The sequence below is a fragment of the Mucilaginibacter puniceus genome (assembly GCF_054783175.1).
Genome location: NZ_BAAGRB010000002.1, coordinates 1,073,094 through 1,096,320 on the forward strand (window position 1 = coordinate 1,073,094; position 23,227 = coordinate 1,096,320).

The 23,227-nt window shown below is 41.3% G+C and carries 21 protein-coding genes; 8 read left to right on the plus strand and 13 right to left on the minus strand.

Going from position 1 to position 23,227, the window contains the following annotated elements; all coding sequences use genetic code 11:
- Nucleotides 1-354: 354 nt before the first annotated feature.
- Both mqnC and ACYVJ6_RS11850 read right to left on the minus strand, forming a co-directional pair.
- Complete coding sequence (gene mqnC, locus ACYVJ6_RS11845; RefSeq protein WP_460694275.1) at nt 355-1,479, minus strand: cyclic dehypoxanthinyl futalosine synthase; 1,125 nt, start codon at nt 1,477-1,479, stop codon at nt 355-357.
- 292 nt (nt 1,480-1,771) lie between these two features.
- Nucleotides 1,772-3,241, minus strand: coding sequence for an ATP-binding cassette domain-containing protein (locus ACYVJ6_RS11850; RefSeq protein ID WP_460694276.1), 1,470 nt, complete (start codon nt 3,239-3,241; stop codon nt 1,772-1,774).
- 127 nt (nt 3,242-3,368) lie between these two features.
- Here ACYVJ6_RS11850 and ACYVJ6_RS11855 point away from each other — a divergent pair, with 127 nt between their 5' ends.
- Entirely contained in the window at nt 3,369-3,533 is a 165-nt protein-coding gene (locus ACYVJ6_RS11855) for a hypothetical protein (protein WP_460694277.1), read from the plus strand.
- Nucleotides 3,534-3,616: 83 nt separating this feature from the next.
- Entirely contained in the window at nt 3,617-4,099 is a 483-nt protein-coding gene (locus tag ACYVJ6_RS11860; protein ID WP_460694278.1) for a PA2169 family four-helix-bundle protein, read from the plus strand.
- Nucleotides 4,100-4,153: 54 nt separating this feature from the next.
- On the opposite strand, the gene ACYVJ6_RS11865 is transcribed toward ACYVJ6_RS11860, so the two are convergent.
- From ACYVJ6_RS11865 to ACYVJ6_RS11875, 3 genes are all read right to left on the minus strand, one after another.
- The gene (locus tag ACYVJ6_RS11865) at nt 4,154-4,723 is read right to left on the minus strand and encodes a hypothetical protein (RefSeq protein WP_460694279.1); all 570 of its coding nucleotides are present in this window, start codon (nt 4,721-4,723) and stop codon (nt 4,154-4,156) included.
- Nucleotides 4,724-4,796: 73 nt separating this feature from the next.
- Nucleotides 4,797-5,279: an RNA polymerase sigma factor gene (locus ACYVJ6_RS11870; protein ID WP_460694280.1), complete on the minus strand. Its 483-nt coding sequence runs from the start codon at nt 5,277-5,279 to the stop codon at nt 4,797-4,799.
- 170 nt (nt 5,280-5,449) lie between these two features.
- Entirely contained in the window at nt 5,450-7,834 is a 2,385-nt protein-coding gene (locus tag ACYVJ6_RS11875; RefSeq protein ID WP_460694281.1) for an alpha-L-fucosidase, read from the minus strand.
- 219 nt (nt 7,835-8,053) lie between these two features.
- On the opposite strand from ACYVJ6_RS11875, the gene katG reads away from it, so the two are divergent.
- On the plus strand, nt 8,054-10,327 hold the full coding sequence (katG, locus tag ACYVJ6_RS11880; RefSeq protein ID WP_460694282.1) for a catalase/peroxidase HPI: 2,274 nt from the start codon (nt 8,054-8,056) through the stop codon (nt 10,325-10,327).
- 73 nt (nt 10,328-10,400) lie between these two features.
- Here katG and ACYVJ6_RS11885 read toward each other — a convergent pair whose 3' ends face one another.
- A complete protein-coding gene (locus ACYVJ6_RS11885; protein WP_460694283.1) occupies nt 10,401-11,258 on the minus strand; it encodes a sigma-70 family RNA polymerase sigma factor in 858 nt (285 codons plus the stop codon).
- Nucleotides 11,259-11,369: 111 nt separating this feature from the next.
- Nucleotides 11,370-13,247, minus strand: a complete 1,878-nt coding sequence (locus ACYVJ6_RS11890) for a glycoside hydrolase family 97 protein (RefSeq protein WP_460694284.1) — start codon at nt 13,245-13,247, stop codon at nt 11,370-11,372.
- A gap of 152 nt (nt 13,248-13,399) precedes the next feature.
- Between ACYVJ6_RS11890 and ACYVJ6_RS11895 the strand changes: the two genes are divergently transcribed.
- Nucleotides 13,400-14,533: an alpha/beta hydrolase gene (locus ACYVJ6_RS11895; protein ID WP_460694285.1), complete on the plus strand. Its 1,134-nt coding sequence runs from the start codon at nt 13,400-13,402 to the stop codon at nt 14,531-14,533.
- A gap of 74 nt (nt 14,534-14,607) precedes the next feature.
- Here ACYVJ6_RS11895 and ACYVJ6_RS11900 read toward each other — a convergent pair whose 3' ends face one another.
- Entirely contained in the window at nt 14,608-15,054 is a 447-nt protein-coding gene (locus tag ACYVJ6_RS11900; protein ID WP_460694286.1) for a response regulator, read from the minus strand.
- 133 nt (nt 15,055-15,187) lie between these two features.
- Complete coding sequence (locus ACYVJ6_RS11905) at nt 15,188-15,910, minus strand: LOG family protein (RefSeq protein ID WP_460694287.1); 723 nt, start codon at nt 15,908-15,910, stop codon at nt 15,188-15,190.
- A 167-nt stretch (nt 15,911-16,077) separates the two neighbouring features.
- Between ACYVJ6_RS11905 and ACYVJ6_RS11910 the strand changes: the two genes are divergently transcribed.
- The 4 genes from ACYVJ6_RS11910 (at nt 16,078) to hemN (ending at nt 20,796) form a co-directional block, all read left to right on the plus strand.
- Nucleotides 16,078-17,265, plus strand: coding sequence for a PAS domain-containing sensor histidine kinase (locus ACYVJ6_RS11910; RefSeq protein ID WP_460694629.1), 1,188 nt, complete (start codon nt 16,078-16,080; stop codon nt 17,263-17,265).
- On the plus strand, nt 17,262-18,314 hold the full coding sequence (locus ACYVJ6_RS11915) for a response regulator (RefSeq protein ID WP_460694288.1): 1,053 nt from the start codon (nt 17,262-17,264) through the stop codon (nt 18,312-18,314). Before ACYVJ6_RS11910 ends, ACYVJ6_RS11915 begins: the two co-directional genes overlap by 4 nt.
- Before the next feature lie 80 nt (nt 18,315-18,394).
- On the plus strand, nt 18,395-19,423 hold the full coding sequence (locus tag ACYVJ6_RS11920) for a 2-hydroxyacid dehydrogenase (RefSeq protein WP_460694289.1): 1,029 nt from the start codon (nt 18,395-18,397) through the stop codon (nt 19,421-19,423).
- Between the two features lie 5 nt (nt 19,424-19,428).
- Complete coding sequence (gene hemN, locus ACYVJ6_RS11925) at nt 19,429-20,796, plus strand: oxygen-independent coproporphyrinogen III oxidase (RefSeq protein WP_460694290.1); 1,368 nt, start codon at nt 19,429-19,431, stop codon at nt 20,794-20,796.
- An 82-nt stretch (nt 20,797-20,878) separates the two neighbouring features.
- Here the strand turns inward: hemN and ACYVJ6_RS11930 are convergent, their stop codons facing one another.
- The 4 genes from ACYVJ6_RS11930 to ACYVJ6_RS11945 all read right to left on the minus strand — a co-directional run bounded on the left by ACYVJ6_RS11930 (nt 20,879) and on the right by ACYVJ6_RS11945 (nt 23,226).
- Nucleotides 20,879-21,226 (minus strand): hypothetical protein, encoded by a 348-nt coding sequence (locus ACYVJ6_RS11930; RefSeq protein WP_460694291.1) that lies wholly within the window; start codon nt 21,224-21,226, stop codon nt 20,879-20,881.
- Nucleotides 21,227-21,321: 95 nt separating this feature from the next.
- Nucleotides 21,322-22,053 (minus strand): YoaK family protein, encoded by a 732-nt coding sequence (locus ACYVJ6_RS11935; RefSeq protein WP_460694292.1) that lies wholly within the window; start codon nt 22,051-22,053, stop codon nt 21,322-21,324.
- A 61-nt stretch (nt 22,054-22,114) separates the two neighbouring features.
- Nucleotides 22,115-22,804: a sulfite exporter TauE/SafE family protein gene (locus tag ACYVJ6_RS11940; RefSeq protein WP_460694293.1), complete on the minus strand. Its 690-nt coding sequence runs from the start codon at nt 22,802-22,804 to the stop codon at nt 22,115-22,117.
- A complete protein-coding gene (locus tag ACYVJ6_RS11945; RefSeq protein WP_460694294.1) occupies nt 22,801-23,226 on the minus strand; it encodes a FixH family protein in 426 nt (141 codons plus the stop codon). Before ACYVJ6_RS11945 ends, ACYVJ6_RS11940 begins: the two co-directional genes overlap by 4 nt.
- Nucleotide 23,227 lies beyond the last annotated feature (1 nt).

Below are 23,227 nucleotides of genomic sequence, written 5' to 3' on the forward strand. Positions count from 1 at the left end.
TTTTAGCTATAAAATATGTTAAAACGAGGACTTTTGCACTGTAAAAAAATAACACTTTTTTCACTTGTTTTATTGGATAACTTTGCTTAGAATATAGTTAGAGGTTGAAGAAACAATAAAAAAAGCCGTTACCGGCTTTAAAAAATATGACTCGATAGTAGTAAATTTTAGCAGAGATACCTGTTGAGTCAAAAAGAGAGAACTAGTGGTGAATGATTTTGGAAAACTTGAAAGGCCCAAACTTTTAAGTAAAAATTTAGTAGCCTATAGGGTATGCCTCCCAAAAGCATACCTTCTCTTTTTTTATTTTATGACAAATATAGTTATTCTATATAACATCCAAATGAAGGCTTATTAGTAGTTGATCACCTGCTCCTCTAACTGTGCAGGCACATCGCGCCACTCATACTTTTGGGTGCGCAATTGTGGCTCAAATCCTGCTTCTTTGATAGATTCTTGTATGCCTTTAGCGGTAAAACGGTGCGGTGCACCTGCGGCAGATACCACATTTTCTTCTATCATGATAGAGCCAAAATCATTAGCACCTGCGTGTAGGCATAATTGAGCTACCTGTTTACCTACCGTAAGCCATGAGGCTTGTATGTTTTTAATATTAGGTAGCATAATTCGGCTTAATGCTATCATGCGGATATATTCGTCGCCGGTAACGTTGTTGGTGATGCCGCGCACTTTACGCAACAACGTACCATCATCTTGGAACGGCCATGGGATAAAGGCTACAAAACCATAAGCGCCTTCAGGTTTTTCGGATTGCACCTCGCGTATCCATACCAAATGTTCAAAGCGTTCTTCCAACGTTTCTACGTGGCCAAACATCATGGTGGCTGATGTTGGCAGGTTCAATTGATGCGCCGCACGCATTACATCCAGCCACTCTTTACCACCGCATTTACCTTTTGATATCAGGCGGCGCACACGGTCGTTCAGTATCTCGGCACCTGCGCCGGGTAATGAATCCAACCCTGCGGCTTTCATGGCCCTTAGTACCTCAATATGGCTCATGCCTTCCAGTTTGGCTACGTGCGCAATCTCCGGCGGACCTAATGAGTGAAGTTTTAGGGTTGGATATAATTCTTTAAGCTGTTTAAACAGGTCGGTATAAAACTGTAAACCTAGGTCAGGGTGGTGGCCGCCCTGTAGTAATAGCTGGTCGCCGCCAAAGCGGAAGGTTTCTTCTATCTTGGTTTTATAGGTTTCAATATCGGTTATATAGCTATCCTCGTGCCCGGGGCGACGGAAGAAATTGCAAAACTTACAGTTAGCTATACAAACGTTGGTGGTGTTTACATTACGGTCTATCTGCCAGGTTACTTTGCCATGCGGCACTTGCTTTTTGCGCAGCTCATTGGCTACATACATCAGCTCGGGTGTGGATGCATGTTCATACAAAAACATTCCCTCTTCAATGCTCAAAAACTCAAACCGCGAAGCGCGCTGTAACAGATCGGCTGTATTCATGTACAAATATACGTAGTGGGAGGTTAAAGGTGAAAGGATAAAGGCGAAAGGTAGTATTTTGATTTAAAGATTACATGGATTATGAAAATCATAAAATGAAAATTTAAAGTGGGTTTACACAACTTAACACTTTTTTGAATTTTAAATTTTTAATTAATTGATAATCAGGATTTTAAATATTTTTGATATAAAAATGTGTTAACCATGATTTTGGAGTAAAAATTATGATTTTGATAATTCAGGGGTTACATGATTTGTAATTGCCCAATGACTATTGATCAATGACCATTGACTACTCAACCACCCTTCCCTTCTCCAACTTCAAAACTTGGGTTACACTATCCGGTATCTCATGCTGGTAATGGGTTACATATATCAGGGTAACTTTGCTCATGCTGCAAATGGTATCAACCAGGTTTTTAAAGTGTTGTTGCTGATGGGTGTCCATGCCCTGGCAGGGTTCGTCAAATATCAGCAGGTCGGGGTTTTTGATGAGGGCACGGGCCAGCAGACATAACCGCTGCGCGCTGGCGGGGACGTTTTTTAATAAAGTGCGGGCGTATTTATCTATCTCTAAAGCTTTCATCCAGCGGAGGGCAGTTTCTGCTTTTGCAGGGCTGCTTTTTCGGAACAAACCCAGCGTATCATAATAACCCGATTCAATGACCTGCAAACAACTATTATCCGTTGGGAAATATTGATGCAACTCGGGCGATACAAAGCCTATCTTTTTTTTAATATCCCAAATGCTTTCGCCCGTGCCGCGCTTCTTGTCAAACAGTATAATATCATTAGCATAGGCCTGCGGGTTATCACCATTAATTAAACTCAACAGGGTTGATTTGCCTGCACCGTTATGGCCCAGTAATGCCCACCTGTCGCCGGGCTTTACATCCCAGTTGATGTTATCTAATATGACGATATCGCCATATTGTACATGTACCTTTTGCATGGTAATGATCTGGTGGTATGGGGTAATAGCCTGGTCGGCTAACAATGACTTTAACTCATCTTTATCTATTTGATCATCATCCTTACCAATAACTAAACTGGGTTTGTATTCATCTTTAGTTAATGTCTGCGCTATCCCACCATTTTTTAATAGGGCAATATGGGTTATTCCCTCCGGAACTTCGTAGGGCGATGTAGCCATAACGATGGTAATGCCTGATGCTATGATCTCTTTGATAATACCATTAAACTCCTGCCGGGTTTGCACATCCAGCCCGGTAAGCGGATTGTCTAACAATAACAGCTGTGGATTTTTAAGTAATGCTGCAGCTATTAGTAAGCGTTTGGTTTCGCCGTTGGATAGTTTGATGAGTTGCTTACTCAGCAGGTGCTTTAAATTTAAAAGGGCAACGGTTTTATCATACGTCCAATAAACGTTAGCCGGGTGGTTAACGCCTGACAAATATTGCTCAACCGTCAGCGAATCTTCCGAATCGAACGAGTTAAAGCGTTGCTGGTAATAAAAATCGGTAGTATTGGATAAGTTCCTGAAATGGTGCCGCGGCTCAACCAGGGCTATTTGCTTTTTGTAGGATACCCCCTTAATTTCAGGGAAATTATAAGCTACCTCGCCATTAGTTACATTTAGGTTACCCGCAATAGTATGCAACAACGCGCTTTTGCCCGATCCGCTCTCGCCTATCAATGCCCAATTCTCGCCTTTATTTACCGCAAAATCCAAATTGGTGAAAATGGTGTGGTTTATTGAGCGTACGGTAATGTGGTGTAAACTAATTAAAGGCTGCCCCATAGGTTGTGTATGTATTGCTGTACAATTATAGCAATCTGTTAAACAATAAAACCATTACTTAAAGGTGATTTTTTGCGAAATGCAATAAGGCTTAGTTTTTGTATAAAAAATATAAACAACTAAAACCATGAAAAAATTAAACGTATTATTTTTCGTTGCGGCCATAACGGCTCTAAGCGGATGCTCGGTTATCGGCGACATATTTAAAGCAGGCGCGTATTTTGGGATATTTGCAGTAGTATTCTTTGTGATTCTTATTGTATGGCTGATATCCAAATTCAGAGGAAAGTAAAACTGTTAATTTTATGTTAAAATTATTAACAATTAAAAAATTGGCACAGTTGTTACTGTATACCTGGTAAAAACTATTTAGCCATGGAAAATAACAATAATGATTTAATTGAAACTTTGAACGACCTGGTTCAAATTAATAATGACAGAACCAAAGGATTTGAAAATGCTTTAAAGCAATTGCAGGAAGAAGGTGTGCAGGAAGAAGCCACAGCGGCCGGCCTTAAAACTTTATTTTTAAGTTATATAGATCAAAGCCGCCGGTTTAAAATGGAGTTGGCTAAAGAGGTTGAAGTATTGGGCAGCGATATAGAAACCGATACCAGCACAAGTGGCAAAATTCACCGTGCCTGGATAGACCTGAAAACTACTTTTACCGGCCATAGCACCCATAGTATTTTAGAAGAATGCGAATTTGGTGAGGACGCCATTTTAAAGGCGTATGACGCTGCCTTGGAAGAAAACATACCGGCTTATATAAGGGATATGTTAAACGACCATTTAGCCGAGTTAACCGAAGCGCATGATGAAATAAAAGCATTGCGCGACAGCACAGAAGCCAATTAAAATTGATTTTTAAACAAGAAAGCCTCCCGATACCGGGAGGCTTTCTTGTTTAAGTTAACTGATGTTGGCTTTATATTCGTTTAAATATTGCTGCAATTCACTGATGTTACGGTTATAAAATTTTACCCGTTTATACACGTAAAAAGCAAACATTAAAACCGCTGCACCTAAAGCCAGCATAATATCGGTATGGAAAATATCACCAAAGGCACCATTGCCCAAATACTGGGATGTAATACGGGCAACAATAAACAGGATAACAAATAAGGCTATTATAAAGACTACTTCCTGCTTTAAGGATTTTTTAAGGCCATTAATATTTTGAGACAAGGTTACTTGCAGGTTGCTATTAACCGTATTAACCGGCACTGACCTGTACTTTATCCAATAAAAGATTAAAACAACCAGGCCCAAACTTATTAAGGTAATTATTGACAATAAACCTGCGTTGGTTATTCTGAAAACAGGCCCGCCATCGCCCAATAAAAAGTGCATAAAGGGCTGTAACAGGGCATTTGCTAATAACCCTATCGAAAGCATGATAACTATCCGTTTATACTTAAATTTCATACCTGACAGGGCAAGATTGGTTTTCTCTTTCAGGATCATTTGTAGCTGTTCCATAGTTTGTTTATTATGTTCTAAATTTTGTGTCGACTCCTTTTGCCAGTTAATTTTTAAATCATCCAGTTCCATATCAGGCTCCCATCCTTTCTTTTAGTTTAGTTTTTATACGGTTTAGTTTAACACCCACATTAGTTTCTGTCAGGTCCATAATTTCAGCTATCTCCTTATAGCTTTTCTCATCCAGGTACAGCATTATTAAAGCCTTATCTATCCTGTCCAAACCATCAATAGCGGCTTGCAGCTCGTTATCAAATAAAATATCTAAGCGTTGCGGCCCAACATCGGGCATGCTATGTTGTGCCGATGTTAACGTTTGAAGGACCGGGCTGCGGTTGCTTTTCCTTAACCGGGCTATGGCCGTGTTTAGGCATATCCGGTACATCCAGGTGGTCAGTTTAGAAGCGCCTTTAAACGTAGGCCATGCCTGCCATAATTGCAGCAGCATATCCTGGAAAAGATCATTTACATCATCGTTATCCGTACAATACATACGGCATATTTTAAACAATATGCCCTGATGCTCATTAACCGATTTTAAAAATTCTTTTTCCAAGTACTAACAATTTAACAATAAGTAGCGGGTGGGCTAAATTTCTTACAAAGGTTAACCAAAATATTTCTTTTGCATCGGTAGCAATAATGCGATTAAAACAAAAAAACGCCGTATTTCTATGAAATAACGGCGCTAAACAAACAATCAATTATTGAAAAGAACTGTATATACTATTTTGTAACGATCAAAGCATCAATGCCCACTACACCACCTCCACGATTGATTATGGTAATGGTATGATTTGCTGCAGCCAGTTTACCTGATTGATATACTACCTGTTGATTTTCCTTTCCTGTTATTTTTGACAGGTCAACAATTTTGGCAGACTTTCCATCTATCAGCACTTCAAATTTTCCGGCACCGCTTTGATTTGGGGACACTACAGCAACACCTGTTCCTGCAAATGAAAAGCTCCATTTTGCACCAACAACGTCGCTGGTAGTTAAATCGTTGTTAAAATCACCCTTGTTCAAATTACTTTGCCTAAACCAGCCGCTTGCCATCTTTACGCCGGGGTCGTCATCATTTATCCAGGTTTTATCGTGGGTAATTCTGATAACTTTATATTTTGATGCCAGGGTGGCGTCTTCAATTCCCGCAAACGAACCAGCCGGGTTTGATGGCGTTATAGTTAACCCCTGCTCATTTTGTACAAATGGCAAGGTAATGGGCTGACCGGCAGTTATCAATTCAACTTTGGTAACTTTTCCAATAGTTGCTCCATTGGTAGCCAAAGCTTTTAATTTGATGGGGGCATCTTTCCAGTTAGAGAATGCAGCATACAACTTACCCTTGTTGCGGGTATAATATACGGAGGTATCACCATGTACTTCAAAAGGGCGCGAGCCATATATAGCTTCACCATTAACTTTTAACCATGCGCCTATATCCTTAGCGGATTGTATCACATTGGCATCCAGGTCGCCGCGGTTATGTTGGGTAAGATTAAGTAACAGCGTACCATTACGGCAAACGTTTTCTAAAAGTATCTTCACAATTTCGGCCGCGCTTAGGTACTTTTGCCCGGTTTGGTAATGCCACTCTGAAATGGACTCTTCTGTTTGGAACGGATAGGCCATAATTTCGCGCTCGATGATCTTTTCAGAACTTTTTACCAGCGAATGTTCTACGTAAGGCAATAGCTCCTTGCTGTTCTGAAAGCTATTATATCTGCCCCCTATTCCCTTTAAATTTACCACAGCCTCCATTTTGCCATTGTTCCATTTAAGAGATTTGTTGTAGTAATTGGCTATTAATTGTGGTGCTAAAAATCCTAAACCCATGTGTACGCCCAAATCAACCTGCGAGTCGCCGCCATGTTCATCAAAATAGATCACATCCGGATGATATTTGGTAATGGCATCATCAATGCGCCACATAAACTGGTTAGCAAAAGGCGAACGTAAAGGGTCATCTTTTGACGTATGTGCTGGCCCGTACAGATCAACCGGATCATAGCCGTTCCACCATTTGCCTTTGCCATCTGCAATAGTATTCAAACCGTCATAAGGCACCCCTTTTAGGTCACCGTTTTTATCGCTTAGGTATCTAACCGGCATAAATTGGCCCCATGTACGCGGGGGTGTATTGTGAAAACCGATACCAAACCGTAACCCGTGTTTACGGGTAACCTTTTCCCAAATCCCTACTATATCTTTTTTAGGGCCAATGTTTACCGAATTCCAGGGTTGGTATTTAGAGTCCCAATTATCAAAATTATCATGGTGCACACCCATTGCCATAAAGTATCGGGCGCCCATATCTACATATAAATTCATTAAAGCCTCAGGGTCCCACTTATCAATTACCCATTTATTGGTGATGTCTTTATAACCAAATACAGACGGATGCCCGTAAGTTTTAACATGGAACTTATAAACAGGCGAATTTTCCTGGTACATCTTGCGCGCATACCAATCGCCCTGTTCAGGTTCTGACTGTGGGTCCCAGTGCGCCCACGCGCCAAACTTAGCTTCACGCCACCAGTCGGGAGCCATATAGTTTTCACTTATTTCTTTCCAACTCGGTTTATAAGGGCCGGTGGCAATAGGTAACTCAGGTAAGTTCCATATATCAGGTGGTAGTTTTAAATCTGTGCCGATTGCAACCTGGTCTATATTAATTGCCATATCATTAGCAGCCAAAGTTACAGCCACCGTTGCACCTGCCGGGATTTTAACGCTAACAACCGCGTTTAAAAACGAATTGGTAAGGCTTCCTGATGAGTGCGTATTGATCTTTTGTTTAAGTTGTCCGTTAACCGCAACATCCAGCACACCTACCCCTACAGACGAATAATGCAGGGCCAATTGTTGTGCTGCCTTCACATTTTTAAAGGTGATGCCATCCCCGGCTTTGGCTAAACCCATTACATAACCACCGGAAGCTGCACTAACCGCTGTTTTAGCCGCAGCTGATACAGGGCCGGTGGCTTCTGCCTCTAATACTTTGGTAGTGGGATTAGCAACAAGGCGCTTAGGTGCGGTTTGTGCAAGCACTATAAAGTTACAAGGCATAGCGGCCACAACCAGGGCTACAAGCAATTTAAACTTCATATATATCTTATTTATAAAAGGTTGGTCAATTATATATAAAGATATTTTTAATTAACTATAAATTTTATTCCTGTTATTATGAATAATATTCAAATACATCTAATAGATTTTAGTTATTGGATATAGAATTAAATGATTTGCTATTAGCTTATTAATGCTATAAGTTTGTATAGATGGCAATCAATTCAGCCAATATCTGCACCAAATAAACTTACAACTATGGAAAATGATTCAAACGACATCAGTAAATGTCCATTTCATAATGGCAGTATGAAAAATAATGTTGGCGGTGGTGGCACCCGTAATCATAATTGGTGGCCCAACCAACTCAAATTAAATATTTTACGCCAAAATTCTCCGGCTTCAAACCCCATGGATAAAGGCTTTAACTACGCCGAAGCTTTTAAAAGCCTTGACCTGGAAGCATTAAAAAAAGACCTTCATGCCTTGATGACTGATTCGCAGGATTGGTGGCCTGCAGATTTTGGGCATTATGGCGGTTTATTTATACGTATGGCCTGGCATAGTGCCGGTACTTACCGCGTAGGCGATGGTCGTGGCGGAGGCGGTGCGGGCTTACAACGCTTTGCACCACTAAACAGCTGGCCCGACAATGTTAGCCTGGATAAAGCACGCAGGCTGCTTTGGCCCATCAAACAAAAATATGGCAATAAAATTTCATGGGCCGATTTGATGATACTTACCGGTAACATAGCACTGGAATCAATGGGCTTTAAAACGTTTGGCTTTGCCGGCGGGCGGGCAGATGTTTGGGAGGCTGATGAATCTGTATACTGGGGTTCAGAAACTACCTGGCTGGGCGGCGATCTGCGCTATGCGCACGGCTCACCGGGTGTTGAAGGCCATGGCGTGTTGGTATCTGACGATGATGCCGATGGCGATATACATACCCGTAACCTGGAGAAACCACTGGCGGCTGTACAAATGGGCCTGATTTACGTTAACCCCGAGGGACCAGATGGCAACCCTGACCCTATTATGGCAGCTAAAGATATACGCGACACCTTTGGCCGTATGGCCATGAACGATGAAGAAACTGTTGCCCTAATAGCCGGCGGACATACTTTTGGTAAAACACATGGTGCCGCCCCGGCAGATAATGTTGGAAAAGAACCCGAAGCTGTTGACCTGGAAATGCAAGGCTTAGGATGGAAAAATAATTATGGATCAGGCAAAGGACCGGATACCATCACCAGCGGACTGGAGGTAACCTGGACCAAAACCCCAACTCAATGGAGCAATAACTTTTTTGAAAACCTGTTTGAGTTTGAATGGCAGTTATCTAAAAGCCCGGCGGGTGCACATCAATGGGTAGCCAAAAATGCCGAGGCTATTATCCCGGATGCTTATGACAGTAACAAAAAGCACCTGCCAACTATGCTTACTACCGATCTGGCGTTAAGGTTTGACCCGGCTTATGAGAAAATATCCAGGCACTTTTTAGAAAATCCTGATGCCTTTGCTGATGCGTTTGCACGTGCATGGTATAAATTAACGCACCGCGATATGGGGCCAAAGGCACGCTATCTTGGCCCTGATGTACCGCAGGAAGAATTGCTTTGGCAAGACCCTATCCCGGCGGTAGATCACAAGCTGATAGATGACAACGATATTGCTTCCTTAAAATCTAAAATATCAGGCTCCGGTTTAAGTGTGTCTGAATTGGTTTCAACCGCCTGGGCCTCTGCTTCTACCTTCCGCGGAACAGATAAACGTGGCGGTGCCAATGGTGCACGTATACGCCTTGCCCCGCAACGTTACTGGCAGGTAAATAACCCGGTACAATTACAAAAAGTATTGGGCATACTTGAAGATATCCAAATCGATTTTAACGCTGCCCGGCAAGACGGTAAAAAAATATCCCTGGCAGATATGATCGTGTTGGCGGGTTGTGCCGGGGTTGAAAAAGCTGCTGCTGCTGCCGGTCATTCTACAGTTGTTCCGTTTACCCCGGGCCGAATGGATGCCTCGCAAGAACAAACCGATGTAGAATCATTTGGTTACCTGGAGCCTGCTGCCGATGGTTTCCGCAACTACCGCAAAACCAAATTTTCTGTATCAACCGAGGAATTGCTGATAGACAAAGCGCATTTGCTTAACCTTACCGCGCCTGAGCTAACGGTATTGGTAGGCGGCATGCGTGTGCTGGGCACCAATTTTGACGGATCAAAACATGGTGTGTTTACATTTCGGCCGGGTATGCTTACTAACGATTTTTTTGTAAACCTGTTAGATATGAATACGGCCTGGAAAGCTACTTCACCGGATAAAGAAATTTATGAAGGCAGCAACCGTGCTACCGGACAGGTTAAATGGACAGGCACCCGTGCCGACCTGGTATTTGGCTCAAACTCGGAACTACGTGCCGTAGCCGAAGTGTATGCCAGTGCCGATGCCGGTGATAAATTTGTGCGCGACTTTGTTGCCGCATGGACCAAAGTGATGAATGCCGACCGATTTGACCTGGTTTAAGTTATACTGCATTTAAAACAAAAAACCGCCTCATAAAAATATGAGGCGGTTTTTTTATACTGTTTAAGAACTATTACAAATACGATTGCAATAACCTTGATTTTGAGTTTTGACGTAAACGCATCAGCGCTTTGTCTTTTATCTGTCTTACACGTTCGCGGGTCAGGCTAAATTTCTCGCCAATTTCCTCTAATGAATGTGAAGCAACGCTGTTTAATCCGAAGAATAAAACAATAACCTGTCTCTCGCGCTCGGCTAAAATACCTAATGAGCGTTTGATCTCCTGCGTTAATGAATCTATCATCAATTCGCTGTCAGTTTCGGCGTCTCCGCTCATTAAAACATCCAGCAAAGTGTTTTCTTCACCGGCTACAAATGGCGCGTCAACAGATACGTGGCGGCCCGAGTTTGATAGTGCATCAGCAATTTTTTCGGAAGTAGTTTCCAGGTCTTCAGCTAATTCTTCGGGCGTAGGTGCACGTTCAAACTGCTGCTCCAACTTTGATGCCGATTTACGTATTTTACTTAATGAGCCTACCTGGTTAAGCGGCAACCTTACTATACGCGATTGCTCGGCAACGGCTGATAATATAGATTGGCGTATCCACCAAACGGCATACGAAATAAATTTAAATCCCTTAGTTTCGTCAAATCGCCTTGCGGCTTTAATTAAACCTAAGTTACCTTCGTTTATTAAGTCTCCTAATGTAAGTCCTTGATTTTGATATTGTTTAGCTACCGAAACTACGAAACGTAAATTTGTTTTGGTTAAACGCTCCAGGGCGGCCTGGTCTCCTTCGCGGATCTTTTGAGCAAGTATTACTTCCTCCTGTGCAGTGATCAGATCTACCTTGGCTATCTCACTTAAATACTTATCAAGCGATTGCGATTCGCGATTGGTGATCGACTGGGTTATTTTAAGTTGTCTCATCTATGTGGCTGCAAAGGTACTCAATTATATGTAGTTATAAGGTAAAGTATTCGCCTAAATGAGTAACAACTCTGTAATAATCATTATTTATTACACTAAAATGTTGCTTAGCTACATTTTAGCTACAAAACCACCACCCGATCTTAATTTTATGGTCAACACATCTTTACCTGATACCGTTTGCTCTTTTCGGTCAATAGCGGTATTAGTGGCAGCATCATATATCAGGGTAGCCTGTTTCTTTTTCTTCAGGAAATCAAGCGGTATCTTAACTTCTCTTTCGGTATCACCATTCATTACCCCTATCCACCAGGTATCGCCTTTACGGCGTGCAAATGCAACAACCTGGCCCATCTCGGTACATGATAGCACCTTGGTTTCGTCCCATGTGGTAGGTATCTGCTGAAACAGGTCAAGCATAGGGCTCTCTACATAAAAGCTATATTGGTCTGTAAAGTGAGTAACAGGTGATAAGTACACAATAGCCTGCGCAAATTCATGCGGCCAGGTAAATTTAACTGTCGCCAATTCTTTAGGGTTTAATATAACCGGTGTATAATCAGCAGCTCCTGCCAAATAGCGGGTAAATGGTATGGTCACCTCATGCTCTGCCGTCATTACACGGCGATAGCGGGTCATTTGGTATTCATTGCCACGTACTGCTTCCCGGGTAATGTCATTTGGGTAGGTGCGACGCAAACCCGTAGGTTTAACACTGCCATGAAAATTTACCAATAATTTAAGGTCGGCACATTCCTGCATGGTTTCCATATACCATTGCATGATCTCGGCAGTGGCATCGGGTATAAAATCAATTTTAATACCATCTGCACCTAATGCTTTCACCTTATCAAGGTATGCTTTTCTTTCAGGCGCTTTACGGAACTCTTTTGAATCGACCCATATAATAGATTTTACGCCTACACTTTTGCCATAATCTACCACCTCTTTTAACAATTGCCATTGGTCCTTACCCGGTTGTTTCCAGTTGCGCCATCCGTCATCAACCAAATAATACTCCCACTTTAACTTAACGGCTGCATCATACCAGTTTTTTTGGTCCTCATATTTTGGCGAGCCTACGCTCCACCATTGCCATAAGCTTTTGCCCGGTTTTACCCATGAAAAGTCAGACCCCGCGGCAGGCGCCGGGCATAAATTCATCACCAGATCTGAATTTACCAGGTCATTTAAGTTTTTGGCTATGATCATAGTACGCCAGGGCGAAACATCTTTTCCTTTATACTTACCAATAAGCACGCGCTTATCCGTGCCGGTGTATGGTTTTACATCCCACCCTGTTTTTGCAAAGGGGTAATACACATTAAAAGTATTGCCGGTACGCATCAATGCCATATCCGAAAAACTTTCGCAATCGGCCTCGGTAATTGAAACGTAGTTGCCATTGGTTTCATAAGTAACCGGGGCCATAATAGTTTTACCCTCCGGCATTTTGTCTATAGCCGTTAAATGATTATACGCCTCATAACTTTGGCTATAATCGGCCCAGGCAATTTTGGTAATATTATCAGGCAGCACCCACGAGGTACTTTCTTTATCAATATGTTTAGGATCAGCCGGAAGTGAATAACGAATAGCCACGCCATCATTATACGCCCTCACAAACAAGCTATATTGTTTACCTGAGGCCGTAACCGGAATTTCCAACTCATTGGCACGGTTACTTACTTTGGTATGGTTACCTAAAACGGTATAGCTTTCGTTTACTTTGCCCGATACCGGTTTACCGGTAATTTTAGCGTTGGCACCCAAATCTACCCCATCAATAGTTAAACCTAATGCGGATTGCTTGATGATATCTGCACCACCAGCTTTAACCAGGTACATCAATTTATTATCTGTTGATGATATGGTTATTATTAAACGACTATCCGGGCTTTTTAAGGCTATGGTTTGGCTTTGTGCGGAAACATTTTTAACACTAAAAAGCAGAACTGCTGCTAATAGAAGCTGGTTAAATACTTTCATTATATGTATTGGTTGTTTTTGGTATATTTTTTAAATGTAGTAAAAAACCTTAGCCGATAGCTGATCGATACAAAAAATGTTCGCTTTATTTCCTAAATATTTCGATATTGGTAACAACCAATCAATTAAACCAAATAACAGAATCAATCATTATGAAGCAATTTAACAGGGGCATTTTAACCCTATTTTCATTAGCGTTTATGCTAAGCATGGGCATCAAAGCAGTTGCCCAGCCCGGTTCTCCACCACCCTTTGAAACGCACGAAGCAGATAAAAACAACATGGTTACCCTGCGCATAAGCGCGCCAAACGCCAAGGATGTTAAAGTAACTACGCAAATGGTAAAAGGCAACCAGGCACTTACCAAAGGAGCCAATGGTGTTTGGTCAGTTACTTTTGGGCCGGTTAAGCCTGATATGTATCCGTATGCTTTTATTGTAGATGGCGTACAAGTGGCCGATCCTGCCAACTCTATGATATTTCCTAACGAGGGTTTTCAAAACAGCATTATGGAAGTACCGGGCCCTACCCCGCTGGTACATGCTATAAAAAATGTACCGCACGGCACGGTTTCTTACCGATACTATACTTCTAAAGAATTGGGCACACGCCCGGTTGTAGTTTACACGCCGCCGGGTTATGAGCAAAATCCTAACAAAAAGTACCCGGTATTATATTTATTGCATGGCACTACCGATACCGAGGAAACCTGGACCAAAGTGGGCCGCGCCAACTTTATTTTAGATAACCTGATTGCCGATGGCAAAGCTACCCCGATGATCATTGTAATGCCTTATGGCCGTGCTTACCCGGTTATCAGCAAATCATCAGGCAGCTTGCGCAATAAGGAAAACCTGGCAGAGTTTAAAAAAGACTTTATGGGTAACCTGATGCCGTTTGTTGAGAAAAACTACCGTACCATAAATCAACCTGCCGGCCGCGCTATTGCGGGCTTTTCGGGCGGTGGGGGTACATCGTTATATTTTGGCTTAAACAATCCAAACCTGTTTAGCTGGGTATGCGGCTTTGCACCGGGAATGCTTAAAAATGAGTTTGAAACCAATAACGAAGTAATATTTAAAGACCCCGCAGCAGCCAATAAAAACTTAAAACTGTTTTGGATGGCCGTAGGTAAAGAGGATAGCCTAAACGGAGTTATAAAAGACTACATGAAAGTTTTAGACGAGAAAAAAATAAAATATGAGTTCATGGAATCAGAAGGTGCCCATACCTGGATGAACTGTAAATTGTATTTGAGCACTATTGGACAAAAGTTGTTTAAGTAGGCTGAGTGTAAATAAACAAAAAAACCTCTTAGTAAATACTAAGAGGTTTTTTTGTTATATGATATGTAAAAACGCTAAGCAGATAGCGAATTTGCACCGTCAGGGTTATTCATAGTGTGATACATTGGCGCAACCTGGTGGTTATTTACTATGTCAGCCAATTTCTCGCCGGTCAAAGTTTTTTCGATAAACCTGGTTACATATTTATTGTTTTCTGCCCGTGCTATATCGCTTGGGTTACAGGTAGCAGATAGTATAAATAACTCAGTGGCCGGGTTAACATTATCCAATTTGATATACTCCTTGATAAACTCAAATCCATCCATCTTTGGCATTCTTATATCGATAAAAATGATATCGGGCTTAATGGCGCCATTTCCGATGTATTTTAAAGCATCCAGAGAAGATTCCAATGTTATAACCTGATCTGCAAAGTGATAATGCCTTATCAAAATGGTGTTAATATAATTATCCAGCGGATTATCATCAATTAACAGGCAGGTATGGAAAGGCGCTTTCAAATTAAAGTTGTTTATCGTATTGAAGAGTTATACGACACTTTAATTTAATAAGTTTCACAAATTGCGATGCACTTTGCAGATAGAAAAATCACGACAGGTGTTACCTACGCATGCACTGAAAAATTCACTAAACTCACCACCTTTCAAACAGCCATTTAAATGGTTTAAATTTATTTTGCGGCCTTAAGCCATACTTTTTAATGCTCTTTTCAAGAATAAGTTGTACCGCTTCATCAATATCATCGGTCACTAAAAAAAGTTTATCGTCAGTTTCTCCAATGGTGTTGTTTTTTCGCATTACCTCTATATGCTCAATTAGTTCCCGGTGATATTCTTTACCAAATATGATGATGGGAAAATCGTTGATCTTACGGGTTTGTATCAGCGTTAACGCCTCAAAATATTCATCCAAGGTGCCAAAGCCCCCGGGCATTACCACAAATGCAAATGAGTACTTTACCAGTAACACCTTCCGAATAAAAAAATACTTCATATACACCCATTTATCCAGGTATGGGTTGGGTTGCTGCTCTACAGGCAACTTAATATTACAACCTACTGACCGGCCTCCAACATCTTTAGCGCCCCTGTTGGCAGCTTCCATTAAGCCGGGGCCACCGCCTGTTAGTATGGTAAAACCCAGTTTGGCAAAGGCCGCTCCTGCTTTGCGTGTCAACAAATAGTATGGATGATCTTCTTTATACCGTGCGGACCCAAATACCGTAATACAGGGGCCAATAAAATGCAAGCCTCTTAACCCGTTAAACAGATCCATTATAGTTTGCCAGGCAAATTTAAATTCTTTTAGTCGTGATTGAGGTCCGTGTAAAAATTGTATCTCGGATGGTGTAGTCATATTAGCCATATATATGAGGTAAAGGTATAGCAACCAATTTATACAAAAGTGACGATAGTCATTAACATACATGATTTGATTACCAAAAGCAGGAGTAGTTTTTAAAAAAACTATGCTTTGTATCAACTACATTGTTGATATTTGTGACAACAACACCTACGCCAATGATGGAAACTGCCGCCCTGTTAAAAGCTATTATAGATAATGCCATTGATGGTATCATTACCATTGACGACAGGGGCAAAATAGAATCAATTAATCCTGCAGCTTGTAAACTATTTCAATATACCCCCGAAGAGGTTATAGGCAATAACGTATCCATGTTAATGCCGCCGCCTGACAGGGAACAGCACGATGAATACATTCATAGGTACCAGCGCACAGGGGTACCGCATATTATTGGTATTGGCCGTGAAGTAACCGGTTTACGAAAAGACGGCTCCCGATTCCCTTTTCGATTAGGAGTAAGTGAAGTACAGTATTCGGGCCGTAAAATATACACCGGTTTTATACATGACCTGAGCCGCGAAAAAGAGGCCGAAGAAGCACTTAAAGAGTACGCAGCCCACCTGGAAGAATTGGTAGATGAACGTACACAATCATTAAAAAGCACCGTTGACGCTTTACAGTTAGCTAAAGAGGAAGTAAGCCAATCACTTGAAAAAGAAAAAGAACTGGGCCAGTTAAAAAGCAGGTTTGTATCCATGGCCTCGCATGAGTTTAGGACGCCGTTAAGCGCCATACAACTATCTGCATCATTGGTTGATAAATATGCTTTACCTTATGATAATGATAACATCAGGAAACATGTAGCCAAAATTAAGAATGCGGTAGGCAATTTAACCACTATACTAAACGACTTCTTATCGCTTGAAAAATTGGAGGCGGGTAAGGTGGAGCCTGTTTTTCACCAATTTGACCTTGTAAAACTATCAGAGGAGATCACTGAAGAAATGCAGATGATAGCCAAACAAAATCAAAATATCATTTACCAGCACACCGGCACTAATAACATTATAACGCTTGACCAAAACCTGTTAAAAAACTGTGTTATCAACCTAATTGCCAACGCCATCAAATACTCGGGCGAAAATACCTTTATTGAGTTTAATACCGAGATAAATGAGCATACCTGCACCGTTATGGTAAAAGATAACGGTATAGGCATTCCTGAATTAGAACAAAAGCATTTATTTGAAGCGTTTTTCCGTGCAAATAATACCGGTACAATTCCGGGAACGGGCCTGGGTTTAAATATAGTTGCCCGTTATACCGATTTGATGAACGGCAAAATAGATTTTAAAAGCAATGTTAACCAGGGTACATTATTTACTATTACATTTCCGATAAAATGAACAAGAAAGTACTAATTATTGAAGACAACGATGACATTAGGGACAATGTTGTTGAAATACTGGGATTGGCGGGCTACCAGGTTTTTGAAGCCAACAATGGCAAGGTTGGTGTTGATTTGGCCACTACACACAATCCCGATATTATTTTATGTGATATTATGATGCCCGAGTTGGATGGTTATGGCGTATTGTACCTGTTAAATAAAAACCCTAAAACTGCTGCTACACCTTTTATATTTTTAACAGCCAAGGCCGAGCGTATTGACTTACGTAAGGGTATGGAAATGGGTGCCGACGATTACCTGACCAAACCGTTTGATGATATGGAACTTTTAAATGCCATTGAAAGCAGGTTAAAGAAAAAAGAGCTTCAGGAAAACTTTTACAGCAAATCATTAGAAAGGTTAACCGGTTTAATATCAAAAAATGATGGCCTGGCCGAGCTGCAAAAAATTATACAGGAACGTAAAAGCCGCCAGTTTAAAAAGAACCAGGTAATATATTATGAGGGCGATAAAGGCAATAACTTATACCTGCTGGTAAACGGATCGGTTAAAACTATAAAACTGGCGGACGATGGGCGGGAGTTAATGACAGGGATGTATACCGCGGATAATTACCTGGGCGTGCATGCCATACTTTCAAACGAGGTATATACTGATACGGCTACCGCTTTAGAAGACACTTCGCTATGCCTTATCCCTAAAGAACAAATAGAAACTTTATTAAATCAGCATCCCGAAATTTCGCGCGAGTTTATTAAAATACTGGCCAATGATATACGCGAAAAGGAAGAGCAATTATTACAGCTGGCCTATAACTCGGTAAGGAAGCGTATGGCCGAAGCGCTGTTGCGCTTACAACGCCAGCAAACCGATGATAACGATAGTTTTAAAATAAGTCGCGAGGATCTGGCTGCTATGGCAGGAATGGCTACCGAAACGGTTAGCCGTACGCTATCAGATTTTAAAGACGAAAACCTGATTGAAAAAAAAGGCAGTATCATTACTATTTTAGACCTGCCACGCCTATCTAAAATGAAAAACTGACGAAAGTCATTATTCTTGCTGACGCTGCTCATCTGCTGAGTATATCATTAGCTATAGTTTTGTTAAATAAATTATGACTAATGAAAGTAGTTGCTTATAGTATAAAGCCTTTTGAAAAGGAGTTTTTGGCGAAGGCTAATCAAAAAAAGCATGATATAACGCTTATATCAAATGCTTTGAACCAGCACACGGTTATTTATGCTGAAGGCAAAGACGCGGTTATTGTTTTTACCAATGATGATGTATCAGCAAAGGTTATTGAAAAATTAGCCGCGTTAGGTATTAAATACATCGCTACCCGCTCAACCGGGGTTGACCATATTGACAAAGAAGCAGCAGCCAAATACGGTATAAAAATAGCCAACGTGCCTTCCTATTCGCCCCAAGCCATTGCCGAGCATAGTGTTGCTATGGCACTTGCCCTAAACCGGCAAATTGTAAAAGCAGATAGGCATAGCCATGTTTTTGATTTTAGAAACGATGAGCTGATAGGTTTTAACTTTTTTGGTAAAACCGTTGGCATTATAGGCTTAGGTAATACCGGCCTTGCTGCCGCTAAAATATATAACGGTTTAGGTTGTAATGTGATAGGATATGACATTTGCTTCCCTAAAGATGCAAAGCATATACGATCTGTATCGCTTGACGAGTTACTTTCATCAGCGGATGTGATATCATTACATCTGCCATTAAACGAATCTACCAGGCATTTGATCAATAAAAACACACTTACTCAGATGAAAACCGGTGTTATGCTGATCAATACTTCAAGAGGAGCTATAATAGATACAAAAGCAGTATTAGAGGCTTTAAATAAAGGAAAAATAGGCTACCTGGGTTTAGATGTATATGAGTTTGAAAAAGGGCTGTTTTTTGAGGACCATGAAAACGATGCCGACAAAGACCGTTTACTGCAGGTTTTAATGCAGCAACCCAATGTATTAATAACCCCGCACCAGGCGTATTTAACTAAAGAGGCTTTGCAGGAAATTGCCAATCAAACCATAAAAAATATCGACTTATGGCAGCAGAATAAATGTGTAGGTGATGCCTGTGTTTGCGCAAAAAACTGCAAAGCGGAAGCCATTCCTGTAGAAAGTTCAAAATAGTTTGCATGAACAGTCAAGATAACCAACTGCACGCTAAATACAACGTGCCTGTGCCCCGCTATACCAGCTATCCGACGATGCCCTATTGGGATACGGATAAGTTTAATGCAACATCATGGCAGCACCTGGTTAAATGGGCCTATACCGAAAGTGAAAAGGATGGCATTAGCCTTTACGTCCATTTACCATTTTGCGAGGACCTTTGTACCTATTGCGGGTGCAATACCCGTATCACCAAAAACCATAGTGTTGAGGTGCCCTACATAAATGCTGTGCTAAAAGAATGGCAAATGTATAAGCAGTTAATAGTAGGCCAGCCTGTTATCAGGGAAATTCATTTGGGCGGAGGTACACCCACTTTTTTTAGTGCCCAAAATCTGCGAACATTAATAACCGGCTTATTGGATGGAGTTAAAGTTCATCCCAAAGCCGAGTTTGGGTTTGAAGGACACCCGGCAAATACAACACCCGAACATTTACAAACTTTATATGACCTTGGTTTTAGACGGATAAGTTTAGGTATACAGGACTTTGACCCTAAAGTGCAACTGATCATCAACCGTAAACAAAGCTTTGAACAGGTGAGATCTGTTACCGAACAAGCACGTCAAATTGGTTATACATCTATAAACTACGACCTGATATACGGCCTCCCGTTGCAAACTTTTGAGGGGCTTGCCGATACTTTAAATAAGGTAAGTTTATTAAAGCCCGATCGTATTGCTTTTTACAGTTATGCGCACGTACCCTGGGTAAAGCCCGGGCAAAGGCGTTTTACCGAACTTGACCTACCGGACGAAAAAGCTAAAACCAAGTTATATGATATTGGCCGCGATCTGTTAAAAAGCTACGGCTATAAGGAAGTTGGTATGGATCATTTTGCCCTGCCGGATGATGAACTGTTTAAGGCACAAAATGCCGGTAAACTACATCGTAACTTTATGGGTTATACCACTTTTCAAACCCAGTTACTTATCGGGCTGGGTGTATCATCCATTAGCGATGCCACGTACGCGTTTGCACAAAACGTAAAAACAGTTGAAGAGTATTTAAAATTAATTAAGGAAAACCAACTCCCTGTATTTAAAGGGCATATATTAACCGGCGATGACCTGGTAATACGTAAGCATATATTAAACATCATGTGTAAGGGTGCAACCACCTGGAACCACCATACCGAACCATGTGCCGCCGTTATGGATGGTATTGAACGCCTGCAGCCATTGGCTGATGATGGCCTGATAGACATTAACTCCTTAGGGTTAAAAGTAACCGCTTTAGGCCAGCGTTACCTGCGCAATATTTGCATGGCAATTGATGCCAGGTTATGGGCCAACAAACCCGAAAGCCAGCTATTTAGTATGGCGGTATAATTCCATTTAAAAATCCATGAACATAAAAAAGCTGTTAGCGCAAATGCAACTAACAGCTAGTTATTAATCAGGGTTAATATTTTTATAGTATGTATATGGCCAGCATTAGCAAGTGCACCAATATGCTTGTAGCAAGTAACCCCATGATCAACCGTATGCCTGCGCCACCCATGCCACTTATTATATTAGCGAAAAACAACCCAAGTGTTATAAATAGTGTATAAACCGGCGCACCGTAATAAAAACTTAATGCTGCAGGTATGGGTAAAAAGAATACGCCCTGCACTATTAGCGATATCATGAACCATTGTGTTTTTACCTTAGCTTGGCTGTCAGTAAAAGCTACCAATTTGCTCCAAATGTTATCGGTTGATTTTTGAGTTTCTGATTGCCCTTCCCATTGGTTGCGGGCGGTTAATGTTGTTGCCATGATTGATAAATTTTATATAACAAAAATGGCAGTTATTATGGTGCTGCACCATGACCGTGATTTCAAAAAAATGTGATCTAAAGCATTTTTTACGGCTACTTATCTGAAGATTTCAGATGCCTGTAATATTGCTTTAGCTTTATCCTAAATACATCATACATTAAGGTATAACATAATACCGCAACGGGTATAAAAAACGCGTAAAAACGATACAGCCTGAATAAATAAGCACCGCATAACGCGCCAAATAAAAAGGACAATATAATAGTCGAATGAAGCTTTATGCGGGTTGATAATGCCGGACGATCTTCGCGTTTTTTTTGGATATACTGTGCCAGCTCAATACCCAGATCGGTAAACGTACCGGTAAGGTGGGTAGTACGTACAACTGAACCTGACACCATGGATACGAGCGAGTTTTGCAGGCCCATGGCGAAGAGTAAACTACCTGCAAAAACTTCACGTGCTACCAAACTATTATCATATTTATAACCCAGCAGCGCAACACTAAGCAATATGATGATCTCGATCAAAATAGGAATTACATAGGAGTATTGCTGGTTTTTTCCTACACGGGATATAATGAGGCTGGATATAAATGCGCCCGCCAAAAAAAGAAACATCCAAAGTGCAATAACACGTGCAGTTTGCCATTGCTGCAGGGCAATACCTTCGGCAAATAAGGCGGCGTGCCCGGTTACATTAGTAGTTAAAACGGCAAAAGCTAAAAATCCGGCAGCATTTACAAACCCGGCTGTTATACCCAGTAACGAGGCTAATTTTACATTATGCAAGTAGGTTCTTTTAGCACCCAGATGTCTTAACATAATTTGGTATTAAATTGAGTAATGCAGATATGACAAATATCGGCATTATTGCTCACGATTGCTAACGGCAAATGGCACTATCTGCTGATGGCTTTGCCGGGCTTAAATAAGGGATATTTAAACTTAAACCACGTAGTATAAACCAGCAGCCCAAACATACCATAACATAGGGTATGGCCTTGTTTATTCGCCGGCGCATGGCATAACCCATAAAACCTGATCCTATAGTGGCCAGCAGCATTAAAGGTAAGGTACCCAGCCCGAACCAAAACATATACTGCGCCGCCGTTAATGATGATGTTGTATTAAGCGCGCCTACCATGGCCAGGTACACAAAACCGCAAGGCAATAACCCGTTAAGCATACCAATAAATAAATGCCCGGCGCGTTGCTTTAAAGCGTAGGTTAGTAGTTGGTTAAACAATGCCACCGGTTTTGAAAAAAATCGGGTGCGCGGCAAATACACTTTAAATATGCGGGACAAGCCTGCCATAATAATTAATACACCGCTTAATAAACTAACCCCCTGCTGCAAGCCATATACCCACAATTGTTTACCTATAAGGCCAATAAGTAAGCCCAGTAAGGTATAGGTTATGATGCGGCCAAAGTTGTATAGCAGTTTCTCAAAAGCAATTAGCCACCCACTGTTTTGATATGAGGGAATAGCCAATGCCAATGGCCCGCACATGCCCACACAATGCACACTGCCAAACAGGCCAATAAAAAATGCTATCTGGTAATCGCTCATTTGTCAAGATATACTTCTTTCTGGTACAGGTAGTCTTTGTTATTGCTGGTCCATTCAAACCTTAATTGCCAGTTACCTTTGGGCATACCTGCAGTTAGTATTTGCACGGGCTGGCCATTTTTATTATTGATAGGAATAACCTTATCAACTACGCTGCTTGATGGCCTGGTTACTTTAACCTGCCCTAAAATTGTTTGCGGAAAGCTAACTTCTATACAGCAGCTGTCGGTTACAATGGTGGGCTGAGCTTTATCATTAACAACCTGCTGTAACCTTTTATAATCCACGTTATAATTTAGTCCCTTTTCATAATATTTTTCGTCAAAATCATCAGCCGGTACGGTAAACATATACGCGCACATAGCTATTATAAATAGCATGAATAATATCATACCTCCAATAATTCCTTTTCCCCAGTTCATA